The sequence below is a fragment of the Bacillus sp. EB106-04-02-XG92 genome, from assembly GCF_058791995.1.
The window spans coordinates 233,954-257,800 of the sequence record NZ_JBYTEA010000007.1; the positions used below are offsets into that span (position 1 = coordinate 233,954).

The 23,847-nt window shown below is 33.4% G+C and carries 30 protein-coding genes and 2 pseudogenes; 24 read left to right on the forward strand and 8 right to left on the reverse strand.

The genetic code is table 11. The annotated features are described in order from the left end of the window. Window positions 1-44 precede the first annotated feature (44 nt). The 4 genes from kamA to yodN all read left to right on the forward strand — a co-directional run bounded on the left by kamA (window position 45) and on the right by yodN (window position 2,874). On the forward strand, window positions 45-1,466 hold the full coding sequence (kamA, locus tag AC3WVA_RS19345) for a lysine 2,3-aminomutase (protein WP_048528885.1): 1,422 nt from the start codon (window positions 45-47) through the stop codon (window positions 1,464-1,466). After that, window positions 1,463-1,735 carry a YokU family protein gene (locus tag AC3WVA_RS19350; RefSeq protein WP_000995761.1) on the forward strand — a complete coding sequence of 91 codons (273 nt, stop codon included), beginning with the start codon at window positions 1,463-1,465 and terminating at the stop codon, window positions 1,733-1,735. Before kamA ends, AC3WVA_RS19350 begins: the two co-directional genes overlap by 4 nt. 72 nt (window positions 1,736-1,807) lie before the next feature. Continuing rightward, the gene (locus AC3WVA_RS19355) at window positions 1,808-2,023 is read left to right on the forward strand and encodes a YozE family protein (RefSeq protein ID WP_000750725.1); all 216 of its coding nucleotides are present in this window, start codon (window positions 1,808-1,810) and stop codon (window positions 2,021-2,023) included. A 188-nt stretch (window positions 2,024-2,211) separates the two neighbouring features. Further along, the gene (yodN, locus tag AC3WVA_RS19360) at window positions 2,212-2,874 is read left to right on the forward strand and encodes a germination protein YodN (RefSeq protein ID WP_000101495.1); all 663 of its coding nucleotides are present in this window, start codon (window positions 2,212-2,214) and stop codon (window positions 2,872-2,874) included. Window positions 2,875-2,878: 4 nt separating this feature from the next. On the opposite strand, the gene AC3WVA_RS19365 is transcribed toward yodN, so the two are convergent. Next, a complete protein-coding gene (locus AC3WVA_RS19365) occupies window positions 2,879-3,046 on the reverse strand; it encodes a DUF3930 family protein (protein ID WP_098521233.1) in 168 nt (55 codons plus the stop codon). A gap of 150 nt (window positions 3,047-3,196) precedes the next feature. On the opposite strand from AC3WVA_RS19365, the gene AC3WVA_RS19370 reads away from it, so the two are divergent. From AC3WVA_RS19370 to AC3WVA_RS19390, 5 genes are all read left to right on the forward strand, one after another. Next, entirely contained in the window at window positions 3,197-3,376 is a 180-nt protein-coding gene (locus AC3WVA_RS19370) for a YozD family protein (protein WP_000658451.1), read from the forward strand. Window positions 3,377-3,487: 111 nt separating this feature from the next. Next, the gene (locus AC3WVA_RS19375) at window positions 3,488-3,670 is read left to right on the forward strand and encodes a hypothetical protein (RefSeq protein ID WP_000473370.1); all 183 of its coding nucleotides are present in this window, start codon (window positions 3,488-3,490) and stop codon (window positions 3,668-3,670) included. Continuing rightward, window positions 3,670-4,491 carry a serine/threonine protein kinase gene (locus AC3WVA_RS19380; protein ID WP_098345747.1) on the forward strand — a complete coding sequence of 274 codons (822 nt, stop codon included), beginning with the start codon at window positions 3,670-3,672 and terminating at the stop codon, window positions 4,489-4,491. Before AC3WVA_RS19375 ends, AC3WVA_RS19380 begins: the two co-directional genes overlap by 1 nt. Next, on the forward strand, window positions 4,473-5,228 hold the full coding sequence (locus AC3WVA_RS19385) for a sporulation protein (RefSeq protein WP_098881065.1): 756 nt from the start codon (window positions 4,473-4,475) through the stop codon (window positions 5,226-5,228). The genes AC3WVA_RS19380 and AC3WVA_RS19385 overlap by 19 nt, the downstream gene beginning before the upstream one ends. Before the next feature lie 77 nt (window positions 5,229-5,305). Further along, a complete protein-coding gene (locus AC3WVA_RS19390; protein WP_000833365.1) occupies window positions 5,306-5,941 on the forward strand; it encodes a phosphatase PAP2 family protein in 636 nt (211 codons plus the stop codon). On the opposite strand, the gene AC3WVA_RS19395 is transcribed toward AC3WVA_RS19390, so the two are convergent. Together AC3WVA_RS19395 and AC3WVA_RS19400 are read right to left on the reverse strand one after the other, a co-directional pair. After that, window positions 5,931-6,812, reverse strand: coding sequence for a cation diffusion facilitator family transporter (locus tag AC3WVA_RS19395; RefSeq protein ID WP_048528895.1), 882 nt, complete (start codon window positions 6,810-6,812; stop codon window positions 5,931-5,933). The genes AC3WVA_RS19390 and AC3WVA_RS19395 overlap by 11 nt on opposite strands. A gap of 286 nt (window positions 6,813-7,098) precedes the next feature. Next, window positions 7,099-7,413 carry a thioredoxin family protein gene (locus AC3WVA_RS19400; protein WP_000658777.1) on the reverse strand — a complete coding sequence of 105 codons (315 nt, stop codon included), beginning with the start codon at window positions 7,411-7,413 and terminating at the stop codon, window positions 7,099-7,101. A gap of 402 nt (window positions 7,414-7,815) precedes the next feature. Between AC3WVA_RS19400 and AC3WVA_RS19405 the strand changes: the two are divergent. Then, window positions 7,816-7,883, forward strand: a pseudogene (locus AC3WVA_RS19405) (helix-turn-helix domain-containing protein); the annotation flags it as partial. Window positions 7,884-8,223: 340 nt separating this feature from the next. Here the strand turns inward: AC3WVA_RS19405 and AC3WVA_RS19410 are convergent. Next, window positions 8,224-8,832 (reverse strand): hypothetical protein, encoded by a 609-nt coding sequence (locus AC3WVA_RS19410; RefSeq protein WP_098521230.1) that lies wholly within the window; start codon window positions 8,830-8,832, stop codon window positions 8,224-8,226. Between the two features lie 711 nt (window positions 8,833-9,543). Between AC3WVA_RS19410 and AC3WVA_RS19415 the strand changes: the two genes are divergently transcribed. Then, entirely contained in the window at window positions 9,544-9,840 is a 297-nt protein-coding gene (locus AC3WVA_RS19415; protein WP_098521229.1) for a hypothetical protein, read from the forward strand. Between the two features lie 212 nt (window positions 9,841-10,052). Here AC3WVA_RS19415 and AC3WVA_RS19420 read toward each other — a convergent pair whose 3' ends face one another. After that, window positions 10,053-12,089: a YVTN family beta-propeller repeat protein gene (locus tag AC3WVA_RS19420; RefSeq protein WP_492322102.1), complete on the reverse strand. Its 2,037-nt coding sequence runs from the start codon at window positions 12,087-12,089 to the stop codon at window positions 10,053-10,055. A gap of 599 nt (window positions 12,090-12,688) precedes the next feature. Here AC3WVA_RS19420 and AC3WVA_RS19425 point away from each other — a divergent pair. Then, the gene (locus tag AC3WVA_RS19425) at window positions 12,689-13,342 is read left to right on the forward strand and encodes a DUF6944 family repetitive protein (RefSeq protein WP_098345742.1); all 654 of its coding nucleotides are present in this window, start codon (window positions 12,689-12,691) and stop codon (window positions 13,340-13,342) included. A 239-nt stretch (window positions 13,343-13,581) separates the two neighbouring features. Continuing rightward, the gene (locus tag AC3WVA_RS19430) at window positions 13,582-13,860 is read left to right on the forward strand and encodes a hypothetical protein (protein ID WP_098345741.1); all 279 of its coding nucleotides are present in this window, start codon (window positions 13,582-13,584) and stop codon (window positions 13,858-13,860) included. 121 nt (window positions 13,861-13,981) lie between these two features. Here AC3WVA_RS19430 and AC3WVA_RS19435 read toward each other — a convergent pair whose 3' ends face one another. Then, on the reverse strand, window positions 13,982-14,119 hold the full coding sequence (locus tag AC3WVA_RS19435; protein WP_000443219.1) for a DUF3956 family protein: 138 nt from the start codon (window positions 14,117-14,119) through the stop codon (window positions 13,982-13,984). Between the two features lie 201 nt (window positions 14,120-14,320). Between AC3WVA_RS19435 and AC3WVA_RS19440 the strand changes: the two genes are divergently transcribed. The 6 genes and pseudogenes from AC3WVA_RS19440 to AC3WVA_RS19465 all read left to right on the forward strand — a co-directional run bounded on the left by AC3WVA_RS19440 (window position 14,321) and on the right by AC3WVA_RS19465 (window position 17,227). Then, a complete protein-coding gene (locus AC3WVA_RS19440; protein ID WP_098345740.1) occupies window positions 14,321-14,719 on the forward strand; it encodes a CHRD domain-containing protein in 399 nt (132 codons plus the stop codon). A gap of 290 nt (window positions 14,720-15,009) precedes the next feature. Next, window positions 15,010-15,261, forward strand: a complete 252-nt coding sequence (locus AC3WVA_RS19445) for a DUF3947 family protein (protein WP_087956641.1) — start codon at window positions 15,010-15,012, stop codon at window positions 15,259-15,261. A gap of 137 nt (window positions 15,262-15,398) precedes the next feature. Continuing rightward, a pseudogene (locus AC3WVA_RS19450) lies at window positions 15,399-15,518 on the forward strand (sigma-70 family RNA polymerase sigma factor); the annotation flags it as partial. Next, window positions 15,514-15,708, forward strand: coding sequence for a hypothetical protein (locus AC3WVA_RS19455; RefSeq protein WP_098345739.1), 195 nt, complete (start codon window positions 15,514-15,516; stop codon window positions 15,706-15,708). The pseudogene AC3WVA_RS19450 and the gene AC3WVA_RS19455, both read left to right, overlap by 5 nt. Window positions 15,709-15,972: 264 nt before the next feature. Continuing rightward, window positions 15,973-16,509 carry a C1q-like domain-containing protein gene (locus tag AC3WVA_RS19460; protein ID WP_492322103.1) on the forward strand — a complete coding sequence of 179 codons (537 nt, stop codon included), beginning with the start codon at window positions 15,973-15,975 and terminating at the stop codon, window positions 16,507-16,509. Between the two features lie 118 nt (window positions 16,510-16,627). After that, entirely contained in the window at window positions 16,628-17,227 is a 600-nt protein-coding gene (locus AC3WVA_RS19465) for a complement C1q domain-containing protein (protein WP_098345736.1), read from the forward strand. Between the two features lie 815 nt (window positions 17,228-18,042). Here the strand turns inward: AC3WVA_RS19465 and AC3WVA_RS19470 are convergent. Then, complete coding sequence (locus AC3WVA_RS19470) at window positions 18,043-18,237, reverse strand: hypothetical protein (RefSeq protein ID WP_098881066.1); 195 nt, start codon at window positions 18,235-18,237, stop codon at window positions 18,043-18,045. Between the two features lie 279 nt (window positions 18,238-18,516). Between AC3WVA_RS19470 and AC3WVA_RS19475 the strand changes: the two genes are divergently transcribed. The 4 genes from AC3WVA_RS19475 to AC3WVA_RS19490 all read left to right on the forward strand — a co-directional run bounded on the left by AC3WVA_RS19475 (window position 18,517) and on the right by AC3WVA_RS19490 (window position 22,602). After that, a complete protein-coding gene (locus AC3WVA_RS19475) occupies window positions 18,517-19,530 on the forward strand; it encodes a glycoside hydrolase family 25 protein (protein ID WP_098881067.1) in 1,014 nt (337 codons plus the stop codon). Window positions 19,531-19,724: 194 nt separating this feature from the next. Next, complete coding sequence (locus AC3WVA_RS19480) at window positions 19,725-20,576, forward strand: peptidylprolyl isomerase PrsA (RefSeq protein ID WP_098521227.1); 852 nt, start codon at window positions 19,725-19,727, stop codon at window positions 20,574-20,576. 915 nt (window positions 20,577-21,491) lie between these two features. Then, window positions 21,492-21,710 (forward strand): hypothetical protein, encoded by a 219-nt coding sequence (locus AC3WVA_RS19485; protein WP_048528927.1) that lies wholly within the window; start codon window positions 21,492-21,494, stop codon window positions 21,708-21,710. Between the two features lie 556 nt (window positions 21,711-22,266). Further along, the gene (locus AC3WVA_RS19490) at window positions 22,267-22,602 is read left to right on the forward strand and encodes a YolD-like family protein (protein ID WP_098345731.1); all 336 of its coding nucleotides are present in this window, start codon (window positions 22,267-22,269) and stop codon (window positions 22,600-22,602) included. Window positions 22,603-22,817: 215 nt separating this feature from the next. Here AC3WVA_RS19490 and gerPF read toward each other — a convergent pair whose 3' ends face one another. Beyond that, entirely contained in the window at window positions 22,818-23,033 is a 216-nt protein-coding gene (gene gerPF / locus AC3WVA_RS19495; RefSeq protein WP_001141565.1) for a spore germination protein GerPF, read from the reverse strand. A 208-nt stretch (window positions 23,034-23,241) separates the two neighbouring features. Here gerPF and AC3WVA_RS19500 point away from each other — a divergent pair, with 208 nt between their 5' ends. Next, window positions 23,242-23,577 carry a hypothetical protein gene (locus AC3WVA_RS19500; RefSeq protein ID WP_098345730.1) on the forward strand — a complete coding sequence of 112 codons (336 nt, stop codon included), beginning with the start codon at window positions 23,242-23,244 and terminating at the stop codon, window positions 23,575-23,577. Window positions 23,578-23,847: the final 270 nt, after the last annotated feature.

Genomic DNA, 23,847 nt, shown 5'->3' on the forward strand with positions numbered 1-23,847 from the left:
TATTGCTTATATAAAGGATGAGCGTATAAAAAGGGGGAATAGCAATGTTACATGATGTATACAAACCAAATCGTCACTGGAAGGATATCGAGTTGTGGAAGGATGTTACTGAAGAACAATGGAATGATTGGGTTTGGCAATTAACGAATACGATCAAAACTTTGGATGACTTAAAGAAAGTAATTAATTTAACACCTGAAGAAGAAGAAGGTGTTAAAATTTCAACAAAAACGATCCCGTTAAATATTACACCGTACTATGCTTGGTTAATGAATCCTGATGATCCACGCTGTCCGATTCGGATGCAATCTGTACCGATTTCGGAAGAGTTATATAAAACAAAATATGATTTAGAAGATCCGCTTCATGAAGATGAAGATTCACCAGTTCCAGGATTAACACATCGTTATCCTGACCGTGTATTATTCTTAGTAACGAATCAATGTTCAATGTATTGTCGTTACTGTACGCGCCGTCGTTTTAGTGGACAAATTGGAATGGGCGTACCGAAGAAACAATTAGATGATGCAATTGCTTACATTCGTGAAACACCACAAGTACGAGATGTATTAATCTCTGGTGGTGACGGTCTTCTTATTAACGATAAAATTTTAGAATATGTATTAAAAAATTTACGTGAGATTCCGCACGTTGAGATTATTCGTATCGGAACGAGAGCACCAGTAGTGTTCCCGCAGCGTATTACAGAAAACTTATGTAATATTATTAAAAAATACCATCCAGTATGGTTAAATACACATTTCAATACTTCTATTGAAATTACTGAAGAGTCGAAAAAGGCATGTGAAATGTTAGCGAATGCTGGTGTTCCAGTCGGAAACCAAGCAGTAATTTTAGCTGGTATTAACGACAGCGTGCCAATTATGAAAAAACTAATGCATGACTTAGTAAAAATTCGTGTACGTCCATACTACATTTATCAATGTGACTTATCTGAAGGTATTGGTCACTTCCGTGCACCAGTATCTAAAGGTCTTGAAATTATTGAAGGTTTACGTGGACATACGTCTGGTTATGCAGTACCAACATTCGTTGTTGATGCACCAGGAGGAGGCGGTAAGATCGCGCTTCAGCCAAACTATTTAATCTCACAAAGTGCAGATAAAGTTGTACTTCGTAACTTTGAAGGTGTTATTACAACGTATCCAGAGCCAGAGAGCTACATTCCAGGAAGAGCTGAAGGGTACTTTAAAGAAATCTACCCGAATTACGAAGAAAAACGTTCAGATGTTGGTATCGCAGGCCTTATGAGTGATAAGAAGTTTAACCTTGTTCCAGACGACTTACAGCGTATGAGCCGTCGTAAAGACTATGAAGATAATGAAACGCATGCATCATTAAAAGATAAACGTGATAAGCGCGACCAATTAAAAGATAAAAAATATCAAGCACAAATGGCTAAATTAGAAGAAAACGACAAAAAAACTGAGGGTGATGCAGTATGAATTGTATGTGGTGTGACAGTACAGAAGCGAAAGAAAGCTTGAATACTGTATATTGGGAGTTACCAGATGGTACGAAAGCCATTGAAATCCAAGAGACACCATGTATTTCTTGTTCCTCATGTGGTATGGACTATCAAGCAGATCAAACAGTGAAGGAAATAGAAGACCAATTGTTTCTAATTTATACGAAAGATTTACCAAAACAACTAACATATGAAGAATTAATGGGAAGACCACGTCTATTAAAAAGAAATTATTTCGACTTTTAACCAGCTTTTAAGCTGGTTTTTTTCTTTTTTGCCTTGTATAATGTATCCAAGTTAGAAAGGTAGGGAATATTTTTGAAAAAGACATTTTACCACTATATGATGAAGCATCGCGCAGCTTTATTTAGTAATGAAATTTCGAATTTAGCAGAGGCAATGTATGATGATTTAAGCTTTCCGAAGCAATCTGAAGACTATGATGAAATTAGTTCATACTTAGAATTAAGCGGAATGCTAGAAAGTATGTCTATATTTGATGAAGCTTGGGATTTATACATACAAGAGAGATAAAAACTATATGGAATTTTTGATGAGAAGCTAGTCTATTTGCTAGCTTTTTTTACGTTGTAAATAAATTTTCATATGTTGATATTTTTTATTGAAAAAATTTATGAATATACGCTTCTGTGATAAGCGTTTTTATGTAGGTTGCATATACTGTTATCAAAATCACGACGTCAAAAAAAGGAGAGATATAGATGGCAAGGAAAAAGCAACCTAAATATAACGTAGGGGACATAGTCGTGATTACGCTATATGGAACCGTTGGTAAAATCACAAATATGAAGGTTTTAGATGGAGTTTACGTATACGAAGTCAATAATCACGATGGCTTTTACGTAGAGCAAACGTTGCAGCACGTTTCTGAGCAAGATATGAAAAAAGGTGAAACTGAGTGGATTGAATTAAATTATCATTTCACATTTGGTGATCTCGTGCAAGTAACAGGATATGATAAAGATGTGTTTCGAATTGTTGGTTTTCGTACAGAAGTATGGAGATATAAAAATGACGCATGGGAAGATACAATATACGAATTGTCACGAATTACGGATGGTGAATGGTTAGAAGCGGATGAGTCAGATTTAACGCTACTTGCTAATGCACAAACGGCAAATGCTATTTTGAAGAAAATGAAACAAGATAAAGCTGGTATGAATAAATTAGATTTAGGAAAATTAAAGTCAATTAACAACTCAAAAAAAGTGAGTGTTAAGACAAATCGTCAAGAAATCATTGATGGATTACTTGATATTTATAACGATTATCAATTGTTATTCGATACATTTAAAGATGAAGAGTACAAAATTGTTATGGATGTTGTTCATAATTATTTAGTTAAATTGACAGAGAAAAAATAGATAACTAGAAAGAGAGAATGAATTGAACAACAACATATGCAGTATAAGGTATGCCTACAATTATTAAAAAAATAAAAAGCCATTTAATAAGAGAGTCTGCCCATTGATCTTCATGCATGAACTCTTCTTTTGTTTGCCCTACTTCTTGTTTTGCCTCATATTGGTATTCCATAATAAAATCCCCCTTTTTGGTAGCTTGTACTACCATCGTATGCATCTCGTCCAAAGGATATGACCTATAAAAAAAGAAAAACTATTTTTATAATCTCATATACATATTTTTGAGATTTTTTCATAAAACAGAAATAAAGGAGTGATGCTCATGAAGGAAATTGAAGTCGTAATTGATACGGAAGAGATTGCGGAGTTTTTTTATGAGCAACTAATTGAAAGAGGATACGTCCCAAAACGAGAAGAAATTGAAGATCTCGCAGACATTACATTCGAGTATTTATTAGAGAAATGTATGATTGATGAAGTGTTTGATGAAGAGGATGAGTGAAAGTAACGACGGGCTTAACTCGTCGTTTTTTTACTCTTTACAAACTTGTCACAAATTAAGTCGGAAATTATTGGTATAATTAAAAGAAAATTTTACTCAAGAGGTGAAGGGATGTTCAAAAAAATTATTGATTCTTTATTAGGAAAGAAAAAATATCGTTCGTATTCTAGTAGTGATTATCGCCATAGAGGTCGCTCTTATTCAAGTAGCGATTATAAACGACGTTCATCTGGTTATGGGCATCATCATTATAAAAGAAAGCGTAAAAGCCGTAGCTTCTTTTCAAGTAGCTGATGAAATGGCGTCGTATACTAGCTTTATTTGATAGACCACTACGAAAAAATACAATCGTTGCAAAACGTTATAAAATTGAATCAGTAATTGGAATGGGCAGTTATGGGGTTACATATGTCGTTAATGACTTACAAATAAATAGATATAAAGTCTTAAAACAATTAAGACAAAGTAAACAAAGATATGAGTCTGGGAGAAAATCATTTGAACAAGAGAAAATGATTTTACAAACATTAAATCACCATGCAATTCCTAGTTTATATGATCAATTCGTATGGGAGAAAAAAAGTTTTTTTGTGATGGAATATATGCCTGGTAAAAATTTCGAAGATTATATTTTCTTAGATGGGCATGTATATACAGAACGTGAAGTTTTTAAAATTTTATATAAAATTTTAGAAATTGTATCGGTGTTTCATAGTGAAGGTATTATTCACCGAGATTTACGCATTCCAAATATACTAATGAAAGAAAATGAAATTAGTATTATTGATTTTGGATTGGCTAAATTGAAAGGTGAGGGTGATGAACGAGCTACAACTTATGAAGGTGAACAAGCTTTGATGCGAGAAGTTCACTTTCGTAGCGATTTTTATGCGCTCGGTCATTTTTCATTATTTTTATTATATGCAGGCTATGAATGTAATGAAAAACATGAAAAGCCATGGTATGACGAATTAACTTTGGAAAAATATAACCGTGAAATGCTTATGCGCATGTTACAAATAAAAACACCGTACTATGAAAATGTACAAGATTTAAAAAAAGATGTAGCTTTTGCTTTAGAAAGGATGGAGGATCCATGTTTCAAAAGTTTTTAGCAAGCGTTGGTATTGGTAATGCAAAAGTAGATACAGTTCTTGAAAAAGATGAGTATATTGTTGGCGAAGAAATACACGGGAAGGTTCATATAACTGGTGGTTCAGTTAGCCAACAAATTGAAAGCATTTACTTAACGTTATCAACATCGTATGTACGAGAAGTGGATGATAAAAAAGTAACAACAACATATGATTTAGAGCGAGTTCAATTGACAGAACCTTTTTCTGTTGAGCCGAATGAAAAAAAAGAAATTCCATTTTCATTTAACATGCCAGTTGAAACGCCACTTACTCTTGGAATGAAAACAGTTTGGGTGCATACGGGCCTTGATATTAAACGCAGTATAGATCCAAGTGATCGTGATTACATTCAAGTGTTGCCCAATGCAATATTAAATAGTGTGTTAGAGAGTGTAAATCAATTAGGTTTTAAAGCGCGTCATATAGAATGTGAAGAATTACCGTATCGCTTACGTAAGCAAGTTCCATTCGCACAAGAGTTTGAATTTGTTCCGGTTTCCGGAGAGTATTATGGGAAATTAGATGAACTAGAATTATTAATCTTACCAAGCGCTTATGATCGCCTTGAGATTATTATGGAAGTAGACAGAAAATCTCGCGGTTTAGCAGGTTTATTTGCAGAAGCACTTGATCTTGACGAGAAAGTGATTCGCTTTACAGTAACGAATGAAGATATTCCAGCGATGAAAGAAAAAATTAACAATTATATTTTTTAATAAACTATGCATAAAAAAGAAATGGAGAGGAAAACTAAAACAACCGCTCCATTTTTTTGCATAGTGAGGTTATGTATGTGAAACGATATCGACATTTATACTTGTTAAGTTTTACGCTACTCATTTGTTTTGTCGTATTATCACTTTCGTATCATACCGCTTGTATTGAGAAATTTGACAATATAGTCGCACATTTTATTCAAAGTTTTCGAAACGATTACTTGACAGCTTATTTTACTTGGGTGTCTTTTATCGGTTCCAAAAGAATATATTTTCCGTTACTCATCATTCTTGTAATGTATTTTCTCGTTAGAAAAAAGTTGCTTAGTGCATTACTTCTAACAATTAATTATTATGGATCTCGTTATTTAAATAGTATGCTTAAACTATGGTACGAACGAGCAAGACCGGATGTAACGCAGCTTGTTACGGCAACTGGGTATAGTTTTCCGAGCGGTCATACGATGAATGCTACTGCTTTTTTAGGATTTATTGCATACGTTACAATTACAGAAGAACGTATTACATTGCATAAAAAATTGTTGATTATTTTTATAGCGAGCTTTGTTGTATTATCTATTTCAGTTAGCCGAATATATCTTGGCGTTCACTATCCATCTGACATATTAGCAGGATGGGCAGCTGGCGGTAGCTGGCTCGTTTTATGTGTTATATTTCATAAAACGTTCATTAAAAAAGAACCTATGTCATAATAGGTTCTTTTTCCATTGGTTCAACATGAATATGTGCATGATAAATGCCAAACTTTTTGCGAAGCATAGCCTCGATATTGTCAGTAATACAATGACTTTCACCAACATCCATACGAGCATCTACCTCGATTGTAATATCAACGTACGTTTGATTCCCGTACATACGAGCGCGAATATCGACGATGTTTTCCACGCCACCAATATGTTCAATCGCATCAGCGTACTCTTCCATCTTATCTGGATCGATTCCATCCGTTAACATATGTGAAGCTTCTACGAAAATTTCCCATGCAGTTTTACAAATAATAAGACCGACAATTAAAGCGGCAATAGGGTCTAAAATAGGCATTTGGAACTGTGAACCGACAATACCTACTACTGTACCAATACTTACGAGAGCATCTGATAAATTATCCTTTGCAGCGGCTTCTAATGATTTACTTTTTGTTCGCGCTGCAATCTTTTTCGTATACAAATACACACAGTACATAACGACAGCAGAAAATAAAGCTACCCATGCAGCAAGCACATTAGGCGCTGCTTGTTTCGGATTTAAAAAAGATTGAATGGCACTAATAACAACTTCTAATCCGACCGTTGCCATAATAAAAGAAGCAACAAGTGATGCAATTTGTTCTGCGCGCGAATGCCCATAAGGATGATCTGGATCACGAGGTTTACGAGAGATTTTTAGACCAATTAATATTGCTAAAGAAGCACCGATATCCGTTAAGTTATTTAAACCGTCAGCACGTAATGCGCTAGAGAGGGTAATATAACTGATGATGATTTTCATAGAGGATAAAAATATGTAGGCCATAATGCTGACAATTGCACCTTTATCAGCTTCTTTATGAGAAAGAGTATCCATTTTAATCACTCACCTTTCTACAAGGAATTCCTTTCTATAAATAGAGTATCAAACGAAGCTCGTGTGGGTCTATACAAACATTGTTGACGTTTTTTAGCTTTTTAAGAAGGGGATAACAAAGTTTCGTGAAGGAAAAATATGTTGTAAAGTGCAAAGTTCGGATATAAACGTGACTTGGATAGGGGAAAGAATACATGAATTATGATGAATCCGTATACAACACCGCTGAAAGATGATTGTGAAAAATAAAAACCCTCTAAAAAATATTTTTCAGAGGGTTTTCATTTTAGTAAGCTTCTAAAAACTCAGTCACTTGCTCTTCAGTTTTTGCATTAGCACTATGTAAGTGGCCTAGCTTCTCGCCATTTTGATATACAAGTAAACTTGGAATACCCATTACTTGATACTCTTCAGCGATACTTGGGAACTCATCTTTATTAATAGAATACCATTCAAACTTATTGAACTCTTCCATTACATCTCCAATAAAGTTGTCCATACGCACGCAATCTGGGCACCATGTAGTAAAGAACTTAACAACTACTGGCTCCTCACTTGCGATGATGTCTTTGAATTCCTGTTCTGATTTGATTTCTTTCATGTTTGGTTCTCCTTTTTCACTATCAATATTTTTGGTTGTTTAGTTGGTGTATTTGCTGTGAAACGAAAACTTCTAACGAGAGTCTTCTTTCCGAATCATTCGTTTGCAAATTGATTCACCGAAGTTTCTTGAAGTTCTGATAAAACATATAAGTAGTATCCAATGTGATCCCACTCTGTATGTCCTAATCGTTCATTTAAGGTTATAGAGATATACACCTTAAAACCTAGAAATGAATATTAGGAACCTCACTTTTCTTTATAAGCTTTTTCATGAGCTGTGTCAAACTTCTGAATTGTAAGGTTACTATTATAAATAGGGTAAATTAAATTATATTCATAATAGCCATCGTTATCACGTTCTTTTCCTCAGATATTTTTATGAGATGTTGTGAGAGAAGATATTAGGCGGCGTTAGGGGAGTTCCAGCAACAATTACATCCAAATAAAGTAATGCAGGTAAAAGAAGCAAGACTAACAAGAGGGGGAATTGCTGCACTGTATAGAGTGAAAGAAAAAAATAATGTGGAACACGAAAGGGATCGTAAGAACATCTGAGGAATTACTTAGCGGTTAAGAAGTCAGGAGGCTAATGCAGATGTGGTAGAAAAAGACCATTATATTATTCTTTCAGAGGGGAGAATTAAGATGTTGAAATGGGTAAAGAAACTGTGTTCAAAAAGCGCCCACCCTGCATTGTTTGTGAGAAACAAGAAGGTGAGCTTCACTTTAAAAGAAACGAATTGGATTTGTGAAAATTGTGCCCCAAATTACGCATGAACAAGGTATTGAAAGAGATACCTATACTCTTTTACACCTTATTCCATAAATAAGAAAGTTGGTGGGCTTCTGATTCAAGAGCTATTAAATGATCATTATTAATAGAGTTATTCGTATACATTCTGTTCTTTTGAATGTTAAGGACTGTATAATTCACATCTTTATATTCATTTGAAAATGTTGATTCATTTAATAATGTCAGTGTTGAGTTGATGTTATATTTATCAATTCGCTCTTTTTTTCCTTTGAAAAATAGTTTAATAAGATGCGGCTCATCATTAATGAGCAAACCGAGTTCAGGTGATGAGCGGACGATTAAATTATCTGATAACCAATGTGATTTACCTGGATCAAACCAAGAAGCCTCTTTGTTTTTAATAAATTTTTTGTACTGCTTTATAACATCAATGTAGTTTTGCTTTTTCTTCTGGTCAACAGTTTGTACTAATGTTTCAAAACAGTCAAAAGGTAGTTCGTTTTTATGAAATTTAATAATAGTTTCTCGTAATTGTTTCCAGTAATCAAAAACCGGGTGATATTCAGGTTGAGATTTTAGATTCTTTACAAAATTCGTTTTAGCTGCACTACTTTTCAGTGTGAAGTCTAAAAATTGTGTAAGTCCCACTTTAATTTCCCCCATGTTACACCCCCTTTCTAAACATTACCAATTCGATATTGGAAAGGGAAATCCTGCATTTTTAAGGCGGTGAGTGAAGCGCGCTATCGTTAAAATGACGAATAACGTATTTTTTATTATCTTTATAAATCGATGCATATTCATTGATTTACAGATGGGTGTTACGTGAGCATAGTGTTTTTGATAAATAATAAAATGATTATAAGGTGGAAATAAAAAAATGCAATTATACGAAAAAAGGTCCTGTTGTTTCCAACAGGACCTTTCCTAAAATGGCAAAGAGTAACTCTTACCTTACTCTTCTCGTATATAATACCTGAAAAAGATAGATGTGTATACAACAATAAATTCCGATATAATTATTCTAATATAGTGTTGAAAATAGAAAGGTGTAATTCAAAATAAGGAATTAAATGACAGATGTTGATTTATCAAGTGATTAGAATGAATTTCTATCAAATCAAAGTAAATAAAATGATATTGAGATAATAAGATATATAATTTTGCATATCGGACTTTTTAAAGTGAACAAGGTTATAAAATATGTAAATATTACGGAAGGTGAGGAGATAAATACTGAAAATTTATTTGCTTTTTACTGTAATAAATAAATTCATTTGAATTGTAGTGAAAAATAGGGATTTGCCTTAGACATTTGTAAAAGTAAAGAATATTTATAACAAAAGGAGTAAATACACAGGTCCAATTTTTGTAATGATGGAGGGAATTGATTTGGATATAACTCAAAGTATGGCACGAATAGTGGTTAATGGGAAAGATCTTCCGTTTAATTCAGTTAGAACTTCTGTATGGAATCAAGGGCCTGTAAATGATTTAATTGTTTCAACAAATCAGAGAATCGAGGAGTTTTATCAATTTATGTGGTCACAAGTGCCGGTTACGCTTACGATGTATTTTCTTCAGGGTGCGGACTTAATGAGGTTTGCTAAAATTAATGGAATTAATCAAAGGGCACCAGGGGAATATATATACCATTTCACTTGGGGTTAAAATGAATGTAAAGTAGCATAACAGATGCTTTTTTATTTTGCAAAGGAATTTAGAAGGTGATGAATAGGAGGTTAGAAAAATCAGATTAGAGCGTGATATAGGTAATTTGTGATTAACGAAAAGTACATAAGGAGACCGCTATGAACATAAAATTTTTAAGGAACATAAAAAATAAAAAACAGAGAGACATATTTTCTGCCTCTCTGTTTTTTTTATTCGCAAATAGTTCCAGTTGCTATACCAGTTGGAGCAACGCCTACTGGAACGGTATCTATAACCGTATTTGTAGCAGTATTGATAACAGAAACAGTATTGCTACCTTGGTTTGTAACGTAGGCGAGAGTACCATCCGGTATGATGGTTACTTGATCTGGGGATGAAGCAACAGGAATTGTATCAATTACAGTATTTGTTGCCACACTTATTACCGATATATTATTACTAACTTTATTTACAACGTAAATACGAGTGCCATCTGGTGTAATATCTATACCAACTGGTTCAGAACCTACGCTAATTGTATTAATAACGGCATTAGTAGCGGTGTCAATAACAGAAACAGTATTGCTGTTTTGATTTGTGACATATGCACGAGTACCATCTAGTGTAAAGACGATTATCCTAGGACGAATGCCAACCGGGATGGTAGCGCTAACTGTATTTGTAGCAGTATTAATAACAGAAATATTGTTGCTTAATTCGTTTGCAACATATGCAAGGGCCCCATTTGGGGAAACCGTGATTCCTTGCGGATCGTTACCAACAGGGATGGTATCAATAACCGTGTTAGTAGCGGCATTAATAACAGAAACATTATCACTTGCGTGGTTTCCAACATAAACAGTTGTGTTATCTGGTGAAACAGCTACGCCAATTGGATCAGCCCCAACCGGAATGGTAGCAATAACTGTATTCGTAGCAGTATCAATTACAGAAACGGTATCAGAAAAAATATTAGTTACATAAGCACGAGCGCCATTTGGTGAAACTGTTACTTCAAGAGGTGCATTACCTACAGTAATTGTATCAACCACTGTATTTGTTCCGGTGTTAATTACAGATACTGTATCATTTGTAGGGTCATCTATGAGTCCTGCATTTGTAGCATATACTAGGAAATTACATGCAGGCCCAGTCGGCCCAGTCGGTCCGGTTGGCCCAGTCGGTCCGGTTGGCCCAGTCGGTCCGGTTGGCCCAGTCGGTCCGGTCGGCCCCGGTGGACACTCACAATCTCCAGTCGGTCCTGGTGGTCCTTCTGGCCCTTGAATACCTTGCACACCTTGAGGTCCAGTCGGCCCTTCTGGTCCTTCCGGTCCTTGCATTCCTTGCACACCTTGAGGTCCAGTCGGCCCTTCGAGTCCCTCTGGTCCTTGAAGCCCTTGCACACCTTGAGGTCCAGTCGGTCCTTCTGGTCCTTCTGGCCCTTGAATACCTTGTACCCCCTGAGGTCCAGTCGGCCCTGGTGGTCCAGGAACTCCCATTCCAGTCCCAGAACCAGTGGGTCCTGGTGGCCCAGGCGGTCCTTGAATGCCTTGCACACCTTGAGGTCCAGTCGGTCCTTCCGGTCCCTCTGGTCCTTGAAGCCCTTCCACGCCTTGAGGCCCAGTCGGTCCTGCAAGTCCTTCCGGTCCTTGAAGCCCTTGCACACCTTGAGGCCCAGTAGCTCCTTCTGGTCCCTCTGGCCCTTGAATACCTTGCACACCTTGAGGCCCAGTAGCTCCTTTAGGCCCTGGAAATCCTCTAGGTCCAGTAGCTCCAGTAGGACCGGGTGTTCCGATAATATTTAATAAAGAACTATTCAATATTCCTTGCAAAATTAAGTTGAATGTTTGTTGTAACAATGGGTCCGATATATTGGAACAACTAATGAGCGAAGATAAATTTTGGAATAGAAATTGAAATAACGCAGAGATTTGAGTAAGAGATGCAGTAGGTAAGGAATTGATTAATTGAGTTATAGTTCGTATAACTAAATTTCTATTTGGAGTATTTGGTTGCACTGTAATGATTAAATCATTTAATGCCTGTAATGCAGATTGGAGTATTTGTATAGTTGTCGGATTTTGCGTGGTAAAGAAAGAAAGGATAGCTTGGTTTAATTGGTTAATTAGGGACAATAATTCTTGTTGCTGAGAAAATGAGAAAAAAACAGGTGTACAACAATTACTTTGATCGCAAGAGGATATAGAAATAAAACAGGGGAATTTGAATTTTTCACACGGATCGTTTGAGTTTTGATTGTTTTTCATAGTTACCTCCTTTTTTAAATTTTATAATCGTTAAGTATGGCTTAAGAATTTGTATATTCTTCTGCATTTAAAGGGTTTGTAAGCATTTGTGTAATGTTCAGGAATATTTTTCTTCTAAGTATATGTTTAAAAAATCGAGACGTTCTTATGGGATGTATAGTCAATACTTGGTTATTAACAGGAAGTGTAAGTAAGGATACAAAGCAAAATGGAAATACATTTTTATTAACTTAAAACATAAAAAGAGTAATGTATTAAGTGTTCTAGTGGAGAAATCATCTAGTTGTAAAAACTTCTTTGTATAGGAAATGTAATACAAATAGATATCTATCGAAAATATTTAGAATGTTTGGTTGATTAAAAATGGTATTTTATGAATATTTTTCTGTTTTATAGAAATAACGCTGTGTATTGAGTACTTTAAAAAACTAAAGTGTAGAGTTACGCTCAATATCGGAGTGTCTTATAATAAGAAGATTTCTTATTATAAGACACTCCGATAAAGGAAGAAAAAACTAAGAGACAGTTTGAATTTTTAACAGGTAGATGTGTGATTGAATAGGATGAAAATAATTACTTAATGTTGGGATAGGTTATAAATGGAGAACCAACTAAAAGAAATATTTGGTGCATTGATAGCAGCTATAGGTACAATAACTTCCGCTATTGGAAGTACACCCTTTGATTTTATAAGCAGTAATATAAGGAAAGATTTAAATGTGTATGGGAACGTATTACAAGCAGTTGGAAATGCTTTAGAAGCTGATGGTCAAGGGGAAATATCTCTTGAAAAAATCGGAAATGAAATTCAATCAATTGGTAATGTTACTGTAATATCTGGATTGGTTATCGAGTTTAAAGATGAAACGAAAATTAAATTAGTGATTGCTGGGAATTGGACGCAGGCTTTAGGAGGACTTACAGCATTGGCAGATGAATTCGAGGATACTTCAGATAAAGATGAATCTTTAAATATTGTAGGAAACTTATTGCAAGCTATAGGGAATTCAATGCAGGCGATTGGAGGGGTTTACGAACTAAAAAGTAAAAGAGAAGTGCGTCAGTATAGTAAAGAAGATAGATCAAATGATATGGAAGAAAATTTAGACACTCAAGTTAATAGCGAATCAGATGAAGAGAAAGAAGGACAGCTAATAGATATTGCAGGAAGTTGGATACAAGCGGTAGGTTCTGTAATTTCATTAATTGGACAAATACGTGAAGAAAGTGAGGAGTTTGAAGGGAGCGATTAATAGAATAGCTTAAATAATTTTTAATAAAGTAAAAAATTCCTAAAATGAAAAAGGTTAATTTTTACCTTATTTTTTTGATGAACCATTTTTATATGAAAATCATATAATTTATTGTAGGACAAGCAACCAGCTTATAATCTATTAAATACTTAAAGAGCTAGCCTTTTATATCTACGCATCTACTGACCTAAATGTTCTTTTTTATTAAATAAAAAAACTATTTGGATAGGAGGTAAATAATGGGGATCACATTAGGAGAATTAGAAAATTGTTATAATAAAGCTTTTATTGAGGGAGCAGAGTACGTAGCTGTTCAGATTGAAATGGATGGGTTTCATAGCGATGAAATAATTATTAACGACAAATACAGTATAGATTCAAAATTAAAGTATTATAAGAAAACATACAATGAAAATTTAGAACATAGATGGATTCCGGGGATTCGTATTGTAAGGTTTGCATATGGCTATTCGTTCTCAGAAATTCTACATGAATTAGGGCTGCTGGTGAAGAAATAATTAAACAAATAGCAGTTATATTACGCGATGCCGTGATTGTAATGGCGTCTTTTTTTATTGTGAAGGAAAGATATAAATAAAAAAGAGAGCCTAAGCTCTCTTTCGAATAGATACCTAACGTTTATGCACAGATTGGAATTCCTAATGCTATTAAAGTCAATGCTACTTGAAGAGAAAGTTCTAATCTAGCAATTTCGATTCCAGCGACTGACACGACTAAAAGAGGTTGTCCATTAACGAATAAAACACAACTTTCCATACTTACGCCTCCTTTCGAGTAATCTAATATAGTATATGAACTGAATTGTAATGCGTAATAGTCAGATTAATGAATTTAATAGAATTGATAATTTAACCTATAATATAAAAATTTTTAAGTAATTTAATAGCTGATTTTTTAACACCATATATGAAGGACAAGAATATATTAGAAGTATATAAAAAAATAGGAGTGGTAAATATGTTCTTTGCAAAGTTACGCGGTAGAAATGAAGTTCCACCAGTAGAAACAGATGCTCGAGGAGAGGCTTTCTTTAAATTAAGCCGGGACGAGCTTAGCCTAAAATTCAAGTTAGATTTATTCGATATAGAGGATGTAGTAGCTGCCCATCTGCATATTGGAGCAAAAGGAACTAATGGTCCTGTTGTAGCTTTTTTATTTGGACCTATAACAAATCCGGTTTCAATAGAGTGTGCAACTCTTACAGGAATGATTACTCAAGAAGATTTGGTTGGACCGTTAGCGGGTCAAACATTAGGTACTCTTGTAAATGAAATGATATCTGGAAACATATATATTAATGTTCATACAGTACAACATCCTAATGGTGAGATTCGAGGACAATTGAATTATTGTTAATGAATTAAAGTAGTGAAAAATAAAGCATCCGTTTAGGGTGTTTTTATTTTTTTGAGGGTGTATAGAAAAGTAATCTAGTTTTAGTAATCTTGAACATTCATTTCCATAATTTCATAAGTAGTCGAATTTAAAAAGTAATTATCAGAAACTTGTATATGAAATATGAAAGTGTAGCAGATAATAAAAATCTTTAAACCTAATCAAAGTTAATAGATTAACTCTCCGCACCCACTGAAATAAAGAATCATAACATAAATTGTAATTACTTTTACGGAAGTGAGTTGAAAATAATGTTTTATTCATATTTTGCTACTCCAGCTGGTATGCGACCCGCATATGGTACATCAATAACGTTTAGCGGAGCACAAAGTACAGTTCAAGCTGTTCAACAAGCGTTACAAATGCAACAACAAATGCAAATGCAGCAACAAGGTATCCAGCCGTATTATTCATCCATGGAGTATTTTTACCCAGTGCATCAAATCACACCGTATGGAAGTTCTTTTCTTACTATCCCATATGGAACTGTATTTAATCTATAAATTGAAAGTTTAATCAGTAGGGGACAGGTATCCCAAATTGATTATTAGTCTTTATCAATTGGACATATATGGGTAATCCGGCTCCTACCTAACTTTCTCGCATGTGCTGAATTTTTTTTGAGGGGTCTTATTACTCGTATCGAGCGTATCTTTATTTGGAAGACTATGAAAATCAAAAGGTAAAATCATGGCTTTTTAAAGTGGCATATCATACGTTTATTGATTTTGTTAGGAAAGAGAAAAAAGTAACTTTTGTATTTGAACATTATATTGCTTATTCAAGAAACATTTATAGGGAAAGGTTTTCTGCAAATATTTGGTATTGGAGTGGTGTGCTCAGTTGTAGGTATCATCACAAAAAGCAAAAGTCGAAAATATGCATTGTGGGCATGTAGTTTATTTGTTTTTATGCTGCTGTTTGCTATATTTGAATTTATATTCAGTTAGATAATAAGCTTTGGGCCATAAATGTGCGGGAAAGAGCGAATGTAGATTCGCTCTTTTTTATGTATTGGAAGTAAAATTCATAAGAGAAGAATCTATCAAATTTGAATAGAATGCACTATACATCTAGATTGTGGTTTTATTAATATATTTCCGCATATTTGTATATAAATAGGCGACAAGTATAGCGCTAAAACAATAGCTCGTCCAAACATTGTGAATCCCTCTTACATAAAATGTAGTAATAAGCATGAAAGGGGAACTAGTATGTCTTGCTATTACTACTGTAAGTATTGTAAAGAGTATAAAAAGAAACAGCATGATTGTTGTAAGGACACGAGTAAGTGTAATGACAACAAGGATAACCTTGTTAGGGCATCAGCATTTAGAGCTAGAAATACGGTGAATCAAACGGTTCCTGCCAATACTTTTGTCAAGGTATTGTTCCAAAACGAACAATTTGATTTAGCAAAAGAGTTTAATCCAGTAACGTCTATTTTTATTCCGAAGACCAGGGGAGTTTACTCTATTATTGGAACAATTGGTTTCTTCCCAAACGATCCTAGCTTAAATTATAGAGCTCGTGTAGAAATTCGTGTGAATGGAAACGCAGCAATAGCGATAGATAATGACTTTTTCGGTCCAATAAGTTTTGGTAATGTTGTAAGTGTTTCGACGATTATTCAATTGAATGAAGGAGATCAAGTTGAGATTTATGCACAAAGTAGTGTAGATGGAGTTTTAAGTCCTTCAGAAGACGGTTCACATTTTGAAGCCGCAAGATTCCCTTCTCCAATTAAATAAAGTCGAGGATACAGAAGATAAAGGATAATCCTCACCAAAATGGTGGGGATGTTTTATTCTATTGAAAATAGTAACTGTTTGTCCAAGCTAATCTAATCTATATTGCATAGTATGTAATATTAAGTTTAAAGGGGGACTTACTACGTCTTATTATTACTGTAAGTATTGTAAAGATTACAAAGAGAAAAGTCATGATTGCTTCAGAAAAAATAGTCAATGTGATAGAAAGTATGTAAAAGTGAATTGTTGTGATGATAAAAAAGAAAATCTTGTAAGAGCGTCTGCATTTAGAGCTGTTAATACAATCAATCAACCTGTTCCGGAAAATACTCCTGTTAAAGTATTATTTCAAAATGAACAGTTTGATCTAGCGAGTGAATATAATCCTGCAACATCTATTTTTATTCCGAGGACTAAAGGGGTATATAGTGTATTAGGCAATATAACATTCTCTCCAAATGATTTTAATGTAAATTACAGAGCTAGAGTTGAAATTCGTGTGAATGGAAATCCGGCAATAGCAATAGATAATGATTTCTTTGGGACTGGGGTATTTTTTAATAATGATGTTTCAGTAACGTCTATTCTTCAATTAGAAGCAGGAGATTCAGTTGAAATTTTTGCTGAGAGTAGTGTTGCTGGAGTAATTGTTCAAAATGTGAATGGTTTGAATACGGTTCATTTTGAAGCGGCAAGATTTCCGTCTCCAATTAAATAATGAAGAGAATAAAATAATTTTCAGTAGGTTTAGTGAATCCCCTTTACCAAATGGTAGGGGATTATTATTGTTTTTTGTAAAATATATAAGTAAACAGGTTATTTCGGATGATAGGAAGTAAGGGTGAAAGAGCTATCTTATTTTGAGTATTAGATTTTCTACAGATAATAAAAAGAGTACAACGAAAGTAGTAACATGATGGTGAAAGTTCTTTACCAGTACAATTGCTAGTTATTTTACGTTTTTTTCTTTACTATATAGAAATTACATATTTAACGTAAGTTTGTGTAGGTAATGTTATTGTATGGAAAGGAATAATAGTAAGGAAATTATACTATATAAAAATAAAATAAATCCTAATATGAGTAGTATTGGATGCAACTTGAACATGTTTGACCTCCTTGAGTATATAAAGATTTTAATACATCTATGGTCAATTTAGAAGGGGAATGTTTTAGGTGAATCCTGTTTGAATAAATATACTAATGTAACAGAAGAGTGAAAGTAAAATTAATAAAGGAGTATTGCTCGGTACACTTTGATTAAATTGTTTATAAAGAGCAGGTGGATTTATCACACGTGAAATATAAAAGTGAACAGGCTTATATGTACAGGATGAGGGATACATAAAAAAAGAGCATACACAAATGGTACGCTCTAAAGAAAGATAGGTTTTATGAGTGGATAATCTCCATACGATAATATATGCTCAATTAATAAAAACGTGTGAAAAATCAATAGATTATCAATGGAATATCATGAAATGAGTAATTGTGGTCTTTACCGAAGTTGTTTAGCTAACTAAATAGTACAGATTAACAACCAGATAGTAATCGCACTTCTGTTTCGTATTTCTTATAGTCTGGATATTGCGTAATAGTTTGACATTTAGGTGTGGAAAGTTGATTAATTATAGAAATATTTGTAATTACCTCGTTACAAGGGCCGAAAAATGTAATTTTTAGTTTTGAATTTGGTGGAACTGTGACCACGATAGGTTTTTTTTCCATGAAATCAGCTCCTAATACGCAGTATTGTATACTGCTTTTTTTATTTAATTTGTAAAGGCGTATGAATATATAATATGAAATTTTTAGTTGAGTTGATAATGATATGGAGTTTTATAGTGTGATCAGATTATGAAAAACTAGTAGAAACGTAATTAAAAGATTGTATATTTTTAAAAAAATATAGATTCCCCCTATTTATATTATAGATAGCTAGTTAGGCATAAGGAGCTTTCGCTAAAACTAGCTTTGAATATAATAATAAAAAGGAGATGAATTGTATTGGGGTATATTATCGATATTTCAAAATGGAATGGAACGATTAATTGGGATATTGCAGCATCTCAGCTAGATTTAGTTATTGCTAGAGTTCAAGATGGTTCGAATACGGTAGATTATATGTATCAAAATTATGTGAATGAAATGAAGAAACGTAGTATCCCATTTGGTAATTATGCATTTTGTCGCTTTATATCTATTGCTGATGCAAGGAAAGAGGCACAAGATTTTTGGAATCGTGGCGATAAATCTGCTAAGTTTTGGGTGGTAGACGTAGAAATTCAAACGATGATGGATATGCAAGGAGGGACACAAGCGTATATAGACGAATTACGCCGTCTAGGTGCGAAAAAAATAGGCTTATATGTGGGGCATCACACGTATGTATCATTTGGAGCGCGTAATATTGAAGTAGACTTTGTATGGGTACCGCGTTATGGAGGAAATAAGCCAGCATATCCGTGTGATATTTGGCAATATACTGATTCGGGAAATGTTCCGGGTATTGGGAAATGTGATTTAAACCAATTAATAGGAAATAAGTCGCTTTCTTGGTTTATAGGTTTTGATCGAATAAATCAATCTATTCAATCCGGCAAAGAGGATGCACAGCAATCAAACGGTATAGGTATTGCAGTTTCCAAATATCCTGATGGATATGGTATAAACGTATATGAAAATCCTGCGAATCCACGGTTTACAGGTATAATAACTCCAAAAACTCCATATGTAGTCTTACATGGTTATTGGGGAGGCACAGATAAAGATATGATTTGCTTAGGCAATGATAAACAATGGGTATATGTGAAATATTTTGATGTGAAATGGTTTTATGCATCTTCAAAATATCCCGTTGGGTATGGAGTTAACTATTATGCAGAGCCTGAATGTATAAATAATAAAGGGAGTATAGATGGATCGAAATCTTTTCGTGTGTGGGGCAGAGCGAAAAATGCGATAGATATCGAGCAAAATAATTGGATACTTGAAGAACATGTAACTATTAATTTGCTATAAATAGTTGCTTGTTTTTAATAATACGTAAAGGATCATATTACACATACATAGTAAGATGACCTTTAATATTTGAACAAAAAGTACATGATACATAGTTTATTCAAATGAAATGAATTACATGTAGAAAACACATTGTATACACAACAACACTGTATAGTTATTCTTATATAATAATAAAAGTGAGGTATTTTAAATTGAAAAAGAAAAAGCTATTTTTAGGGACGATTATTTCATGCGTAGTATTGGCATTATCTGCATGTGGTTCCTCAGGCAACGTAGTAACATCAAAAGTAGGAAATGTTACAGAGAAAGAGTTAAGTAAAGAGTTAAGACAAAAATATGGGGAAAGTACTTTATATCAAATGGTGTTAAGTAAGGCATTGCTAGATAAATATAAAGTTTCAGATGAAGAAGCAAAAAAACAAGTAGAAGAAGCAAAAGATAAAATGGGAGACAACTTCAAATCGACTCTAGAGCAAGTTGGATTGAAAAATGAAGATGAATTAAAAGAGAAAATGAAGCCAGAAATTGCATTTGAAAAAGCGATTAAAGCTACTGTCACAGAAAAAGATGTCAAAGATAACTATAAGCCAGAACTGAAAGTAAGTCACATTTTAGTGAAAGATGAAAAGACTGCTAAAGAAGTGAAAGAGAAAGTAAATAATGGTGAAGATTTTGCAGCTTTAGCGAAGCAATACTCAGAGGATACTGGTTCAAAAGAACAAGGCGGAGAAATAACTGGTTTCGCTCCAGGGCAAACGGTGAAAGAATTTGAGGAAGCTGCATATAAATTAGATGCTGGACAAGTAAGTGAGCCAGTAAAAACAACTTACGGTTACCATGTTATTAAAGTGACGGATAAAAAAGAATTGAAGCCATTTGATGAAGTGAAAGATGATATTCGTAAAGATTTAGAACAGCAAAGACTACAAGACACGACAGGTAAATGGAAACAGCAAGTAGTCAATGAATTATTGAAAGATGCTGATATTAAGGTGAATGATAAAGAATTTAAAAATACATTTGAATTTCTAGAAAAGAAATAATGACTGCAATTAGAAAAGGGAACCTTTATAGGTTCCCTTTTCTAGTTAGTGTGTGAGTTATAAATAGATAGTAAGACAATACAATATTACATTTAAATATTAAGAATTACAATGGAAAATTATGGTTTTTTCAGGAGGGGAAAAATAAGTACTTCATAGAATGTTGGTATTATAATATTTTGATTGATTAATTTGATTGAAGTGAATAAACATAATTTGAAGAATCATACATCATATATAAGTAAAGAAGAGCCTGATATGGCTCTCAGGCTCTTCTCTCAATAGCAAAGAATAAGTCTTTTAATTATTCTTCTACTATAGAATACACTAAAAATGTCTGTTTGTGTAGAAAAATGTCGAAAAAAATATATATTACATTAAAAATACAGAGTATACGAAAATGCTATTTTGAATAGGAAGAAAGGAATGTCTTTCTAAAAAATATGTTTGCTTCATTATCGTTAGTAAATTTAGAGTATGCTCATTTGTGTGTAATTGATTTAAAAGAAGGGGGACTGGGATGTAGCGAATATAAACAATTAAAATATGTTGAACGAATGAAAGGAATATTGGTGTATGTATATAGTATGATGCTGAACGTGATGGAGAAGGTGCAAGGGCATAAAAGGTATAAGAAACAACGTGCAACAAGAATATTTCTCATACGAAAGGAAAGGTCCGGTATTTTATTATGAAATAGCCATAAACAAATTTGAACTAACTAGTCTAAAAAACTCATAAAATCATCGGTGATACATACAATAGTATTAAAAAATATTGAGGTTATAGGAAGTGAAAAGCGGAACATTCTACTAAAAAAGGATGTTCTTTTTAGTATGAAGTTTTTAGGATAAAGAAATAATTCTTTTAAACGAATTATTTAATAGATAAATATATTACGTAGGAGGAGAAAATATGAAAGTAATTTTTCAAAGAGAAGGTGGAGGAAAGGTTTTTGAATCGTATGATGAAGATATAAGTAACTTATTAGCTATTTTAAAAGAAACGAAAGGGATTAAGATCGGGATGGTTGACTATGAAGTATTAAAATACGAATTAGAGTATTTTCGTAACCCAAAAAAAGCAGTAACAGAGAGGGAGTTACATATAATAGTACAACCAAAATATATTTAATAATTAGGTGTAATTATTAATAGATAGTCTTATACAGTATGTATGAAAAGAGAGTGTTTACATTGCTCTCTTTTCTATAGAAATTTTGTGAGTTCGTTCTTTATAATATATGCTTTCATTTATGGATGGTTAATAAACTCGAAAATTAAAACTTTTTTGTTGGTATGTGAATGTCCTATTAAATAAGAAGTGAAAAGATCATTTGTTGAAGAAAAAATAAATGATGGATAAAAATATAATTTAAATCATTTCAAAAGAACGTAGGTTCGTGTATAATTAGAACAAATGTTCTTTTTGTGCAGATAGTATACGAGTAAGAAATAAAGTGGTACTTTAATTAGCAGGATGTTCCTCGTCCGCTAATAATTAGCTTTCACCAATTAAGCATTTACGGGCAGTTGATTTTCGTCTTACCTTCCTCGCATGTGCCGAATATTGAGGCGGGAACCATACTGTTTGTTAATGTAGGATAAATATGAACGTAGCAATTATGAAAGAATAATCGAAGAACAATATGTATGAAATCAAATGGATAAATGATCAAGGAGATTAAGAAATGAATAATGTAAAGGTTCAAAAAGAAGAAAGAGAATGGGTTCCATTTACAGTAATGTCGGAACAGTTGTTAAGTATGCGAAAGGTTGTTGGGGAAAAGTTTAAAGTACAAAAACCGCTTTTAACAAACGAAGCGAAAGAGAACATTTCAGATAAATTATTAACGTCGTTATTGTCTGAGAAAGAAATATTAGTGACATATTTTGAAGATGGATACATACTAACAAGCTATATGACAGTTGTACATATAAACCCGCTAAAGCGCATTGTAATATGTACTGACGCTTTTTATAAAACATACGTATTTAATGCTGCGGATATTATTGAAATAACATAAAGGAAGCTGAAATTTAAGTTTTAGCTTTTTTATTTTTGTTAGATGAGGGATAGAAATAATGAAACGAAAAAGCAGCTAGCTTCAGACTAGCTGCTAAGCCCCAGGGAAAGGGAGAAAAAGATAGGGTACTCCAAAAATCAATAATAGCTGTGTAACAGCCTGATTATAGTATAGACAAATTCAAAATTTCTAAACCAGAACGATAAAAAATAGCATTAGGCTGTACCCACTTGGTTTTGATCTGCAAGGTCAGAATCAAACGTATTAGTCGCGCTCACGCCATTAAAAGTATTAACAACAAAACCAACGTTTGAAGCACCAGATCCATTATAAGCCTTCGTATTTTCTTTCGGAGAAACGTTGTAGAAATCACCTAAGTTAAATGAACCGTTACTATTTTGTACAACTAAATTCCCTACAACTGAGGGCATAGTTTTCACCCACTTTACAATCATTTGTTAACACTACTATATGGCCGTATAGTCCAAATGGTTCATGTAACAAAATTGTGGAATAGTAAATCGTTTGAAGTGTAGCTTAATCCTACAATAAAAGTATGTTAAAATTAATGTAAGGTCGATTAACTTTTTAGGAGAATTGTATAATTAATATATGTGAAATAAAAGGAGGCAAAATGTAATGAATAATGTTATAAAAAAAGTAGATTTAACAGATGCAAAATCAAGTAATCTTGTTGCACTTATTTATAGCAATGAAGTTATATTGGTTGAAGAAGCATTTTGTCCAAATGAAATAAAATTAAAGTTTAATGAAATTGCAATTTTATCTGTCATTAAAACAGCACATATAATGAAAGTATCCATCAGAAAAGAACTGGAAGCAATTTTTCATGACACTGGTGTTTTATTTGTGAAGCATAGTGTTGAGTATGGTAACAGTCAATCTATTACTATGCATTTTGAGCAATTTAAAAAGTTGCAGCATGAGATTGAGAATTTAAATAAAAGTATGTAATCAGACTAGATGAAGATTCTTTCATAGTGGCGAACAGTTCTATGTTGAGAAAATGGTTTGAAGAATTTTTAGATGAATCTCACTGTAAACATAAATATAGTTTTATTAAAATGCAGGAAAGAGAAGCTAAAGTTTAAAAGCAATAACGAAATATATAATGATTTTTTGATACATAAAAAAGAGTAACCGTTATTGAAGTGACCCCTAAAAGTTAGACACGGTTATTTCATTAGGCAGCTTGATAAAAGTGAGTCCGGTATTGTACCGGGC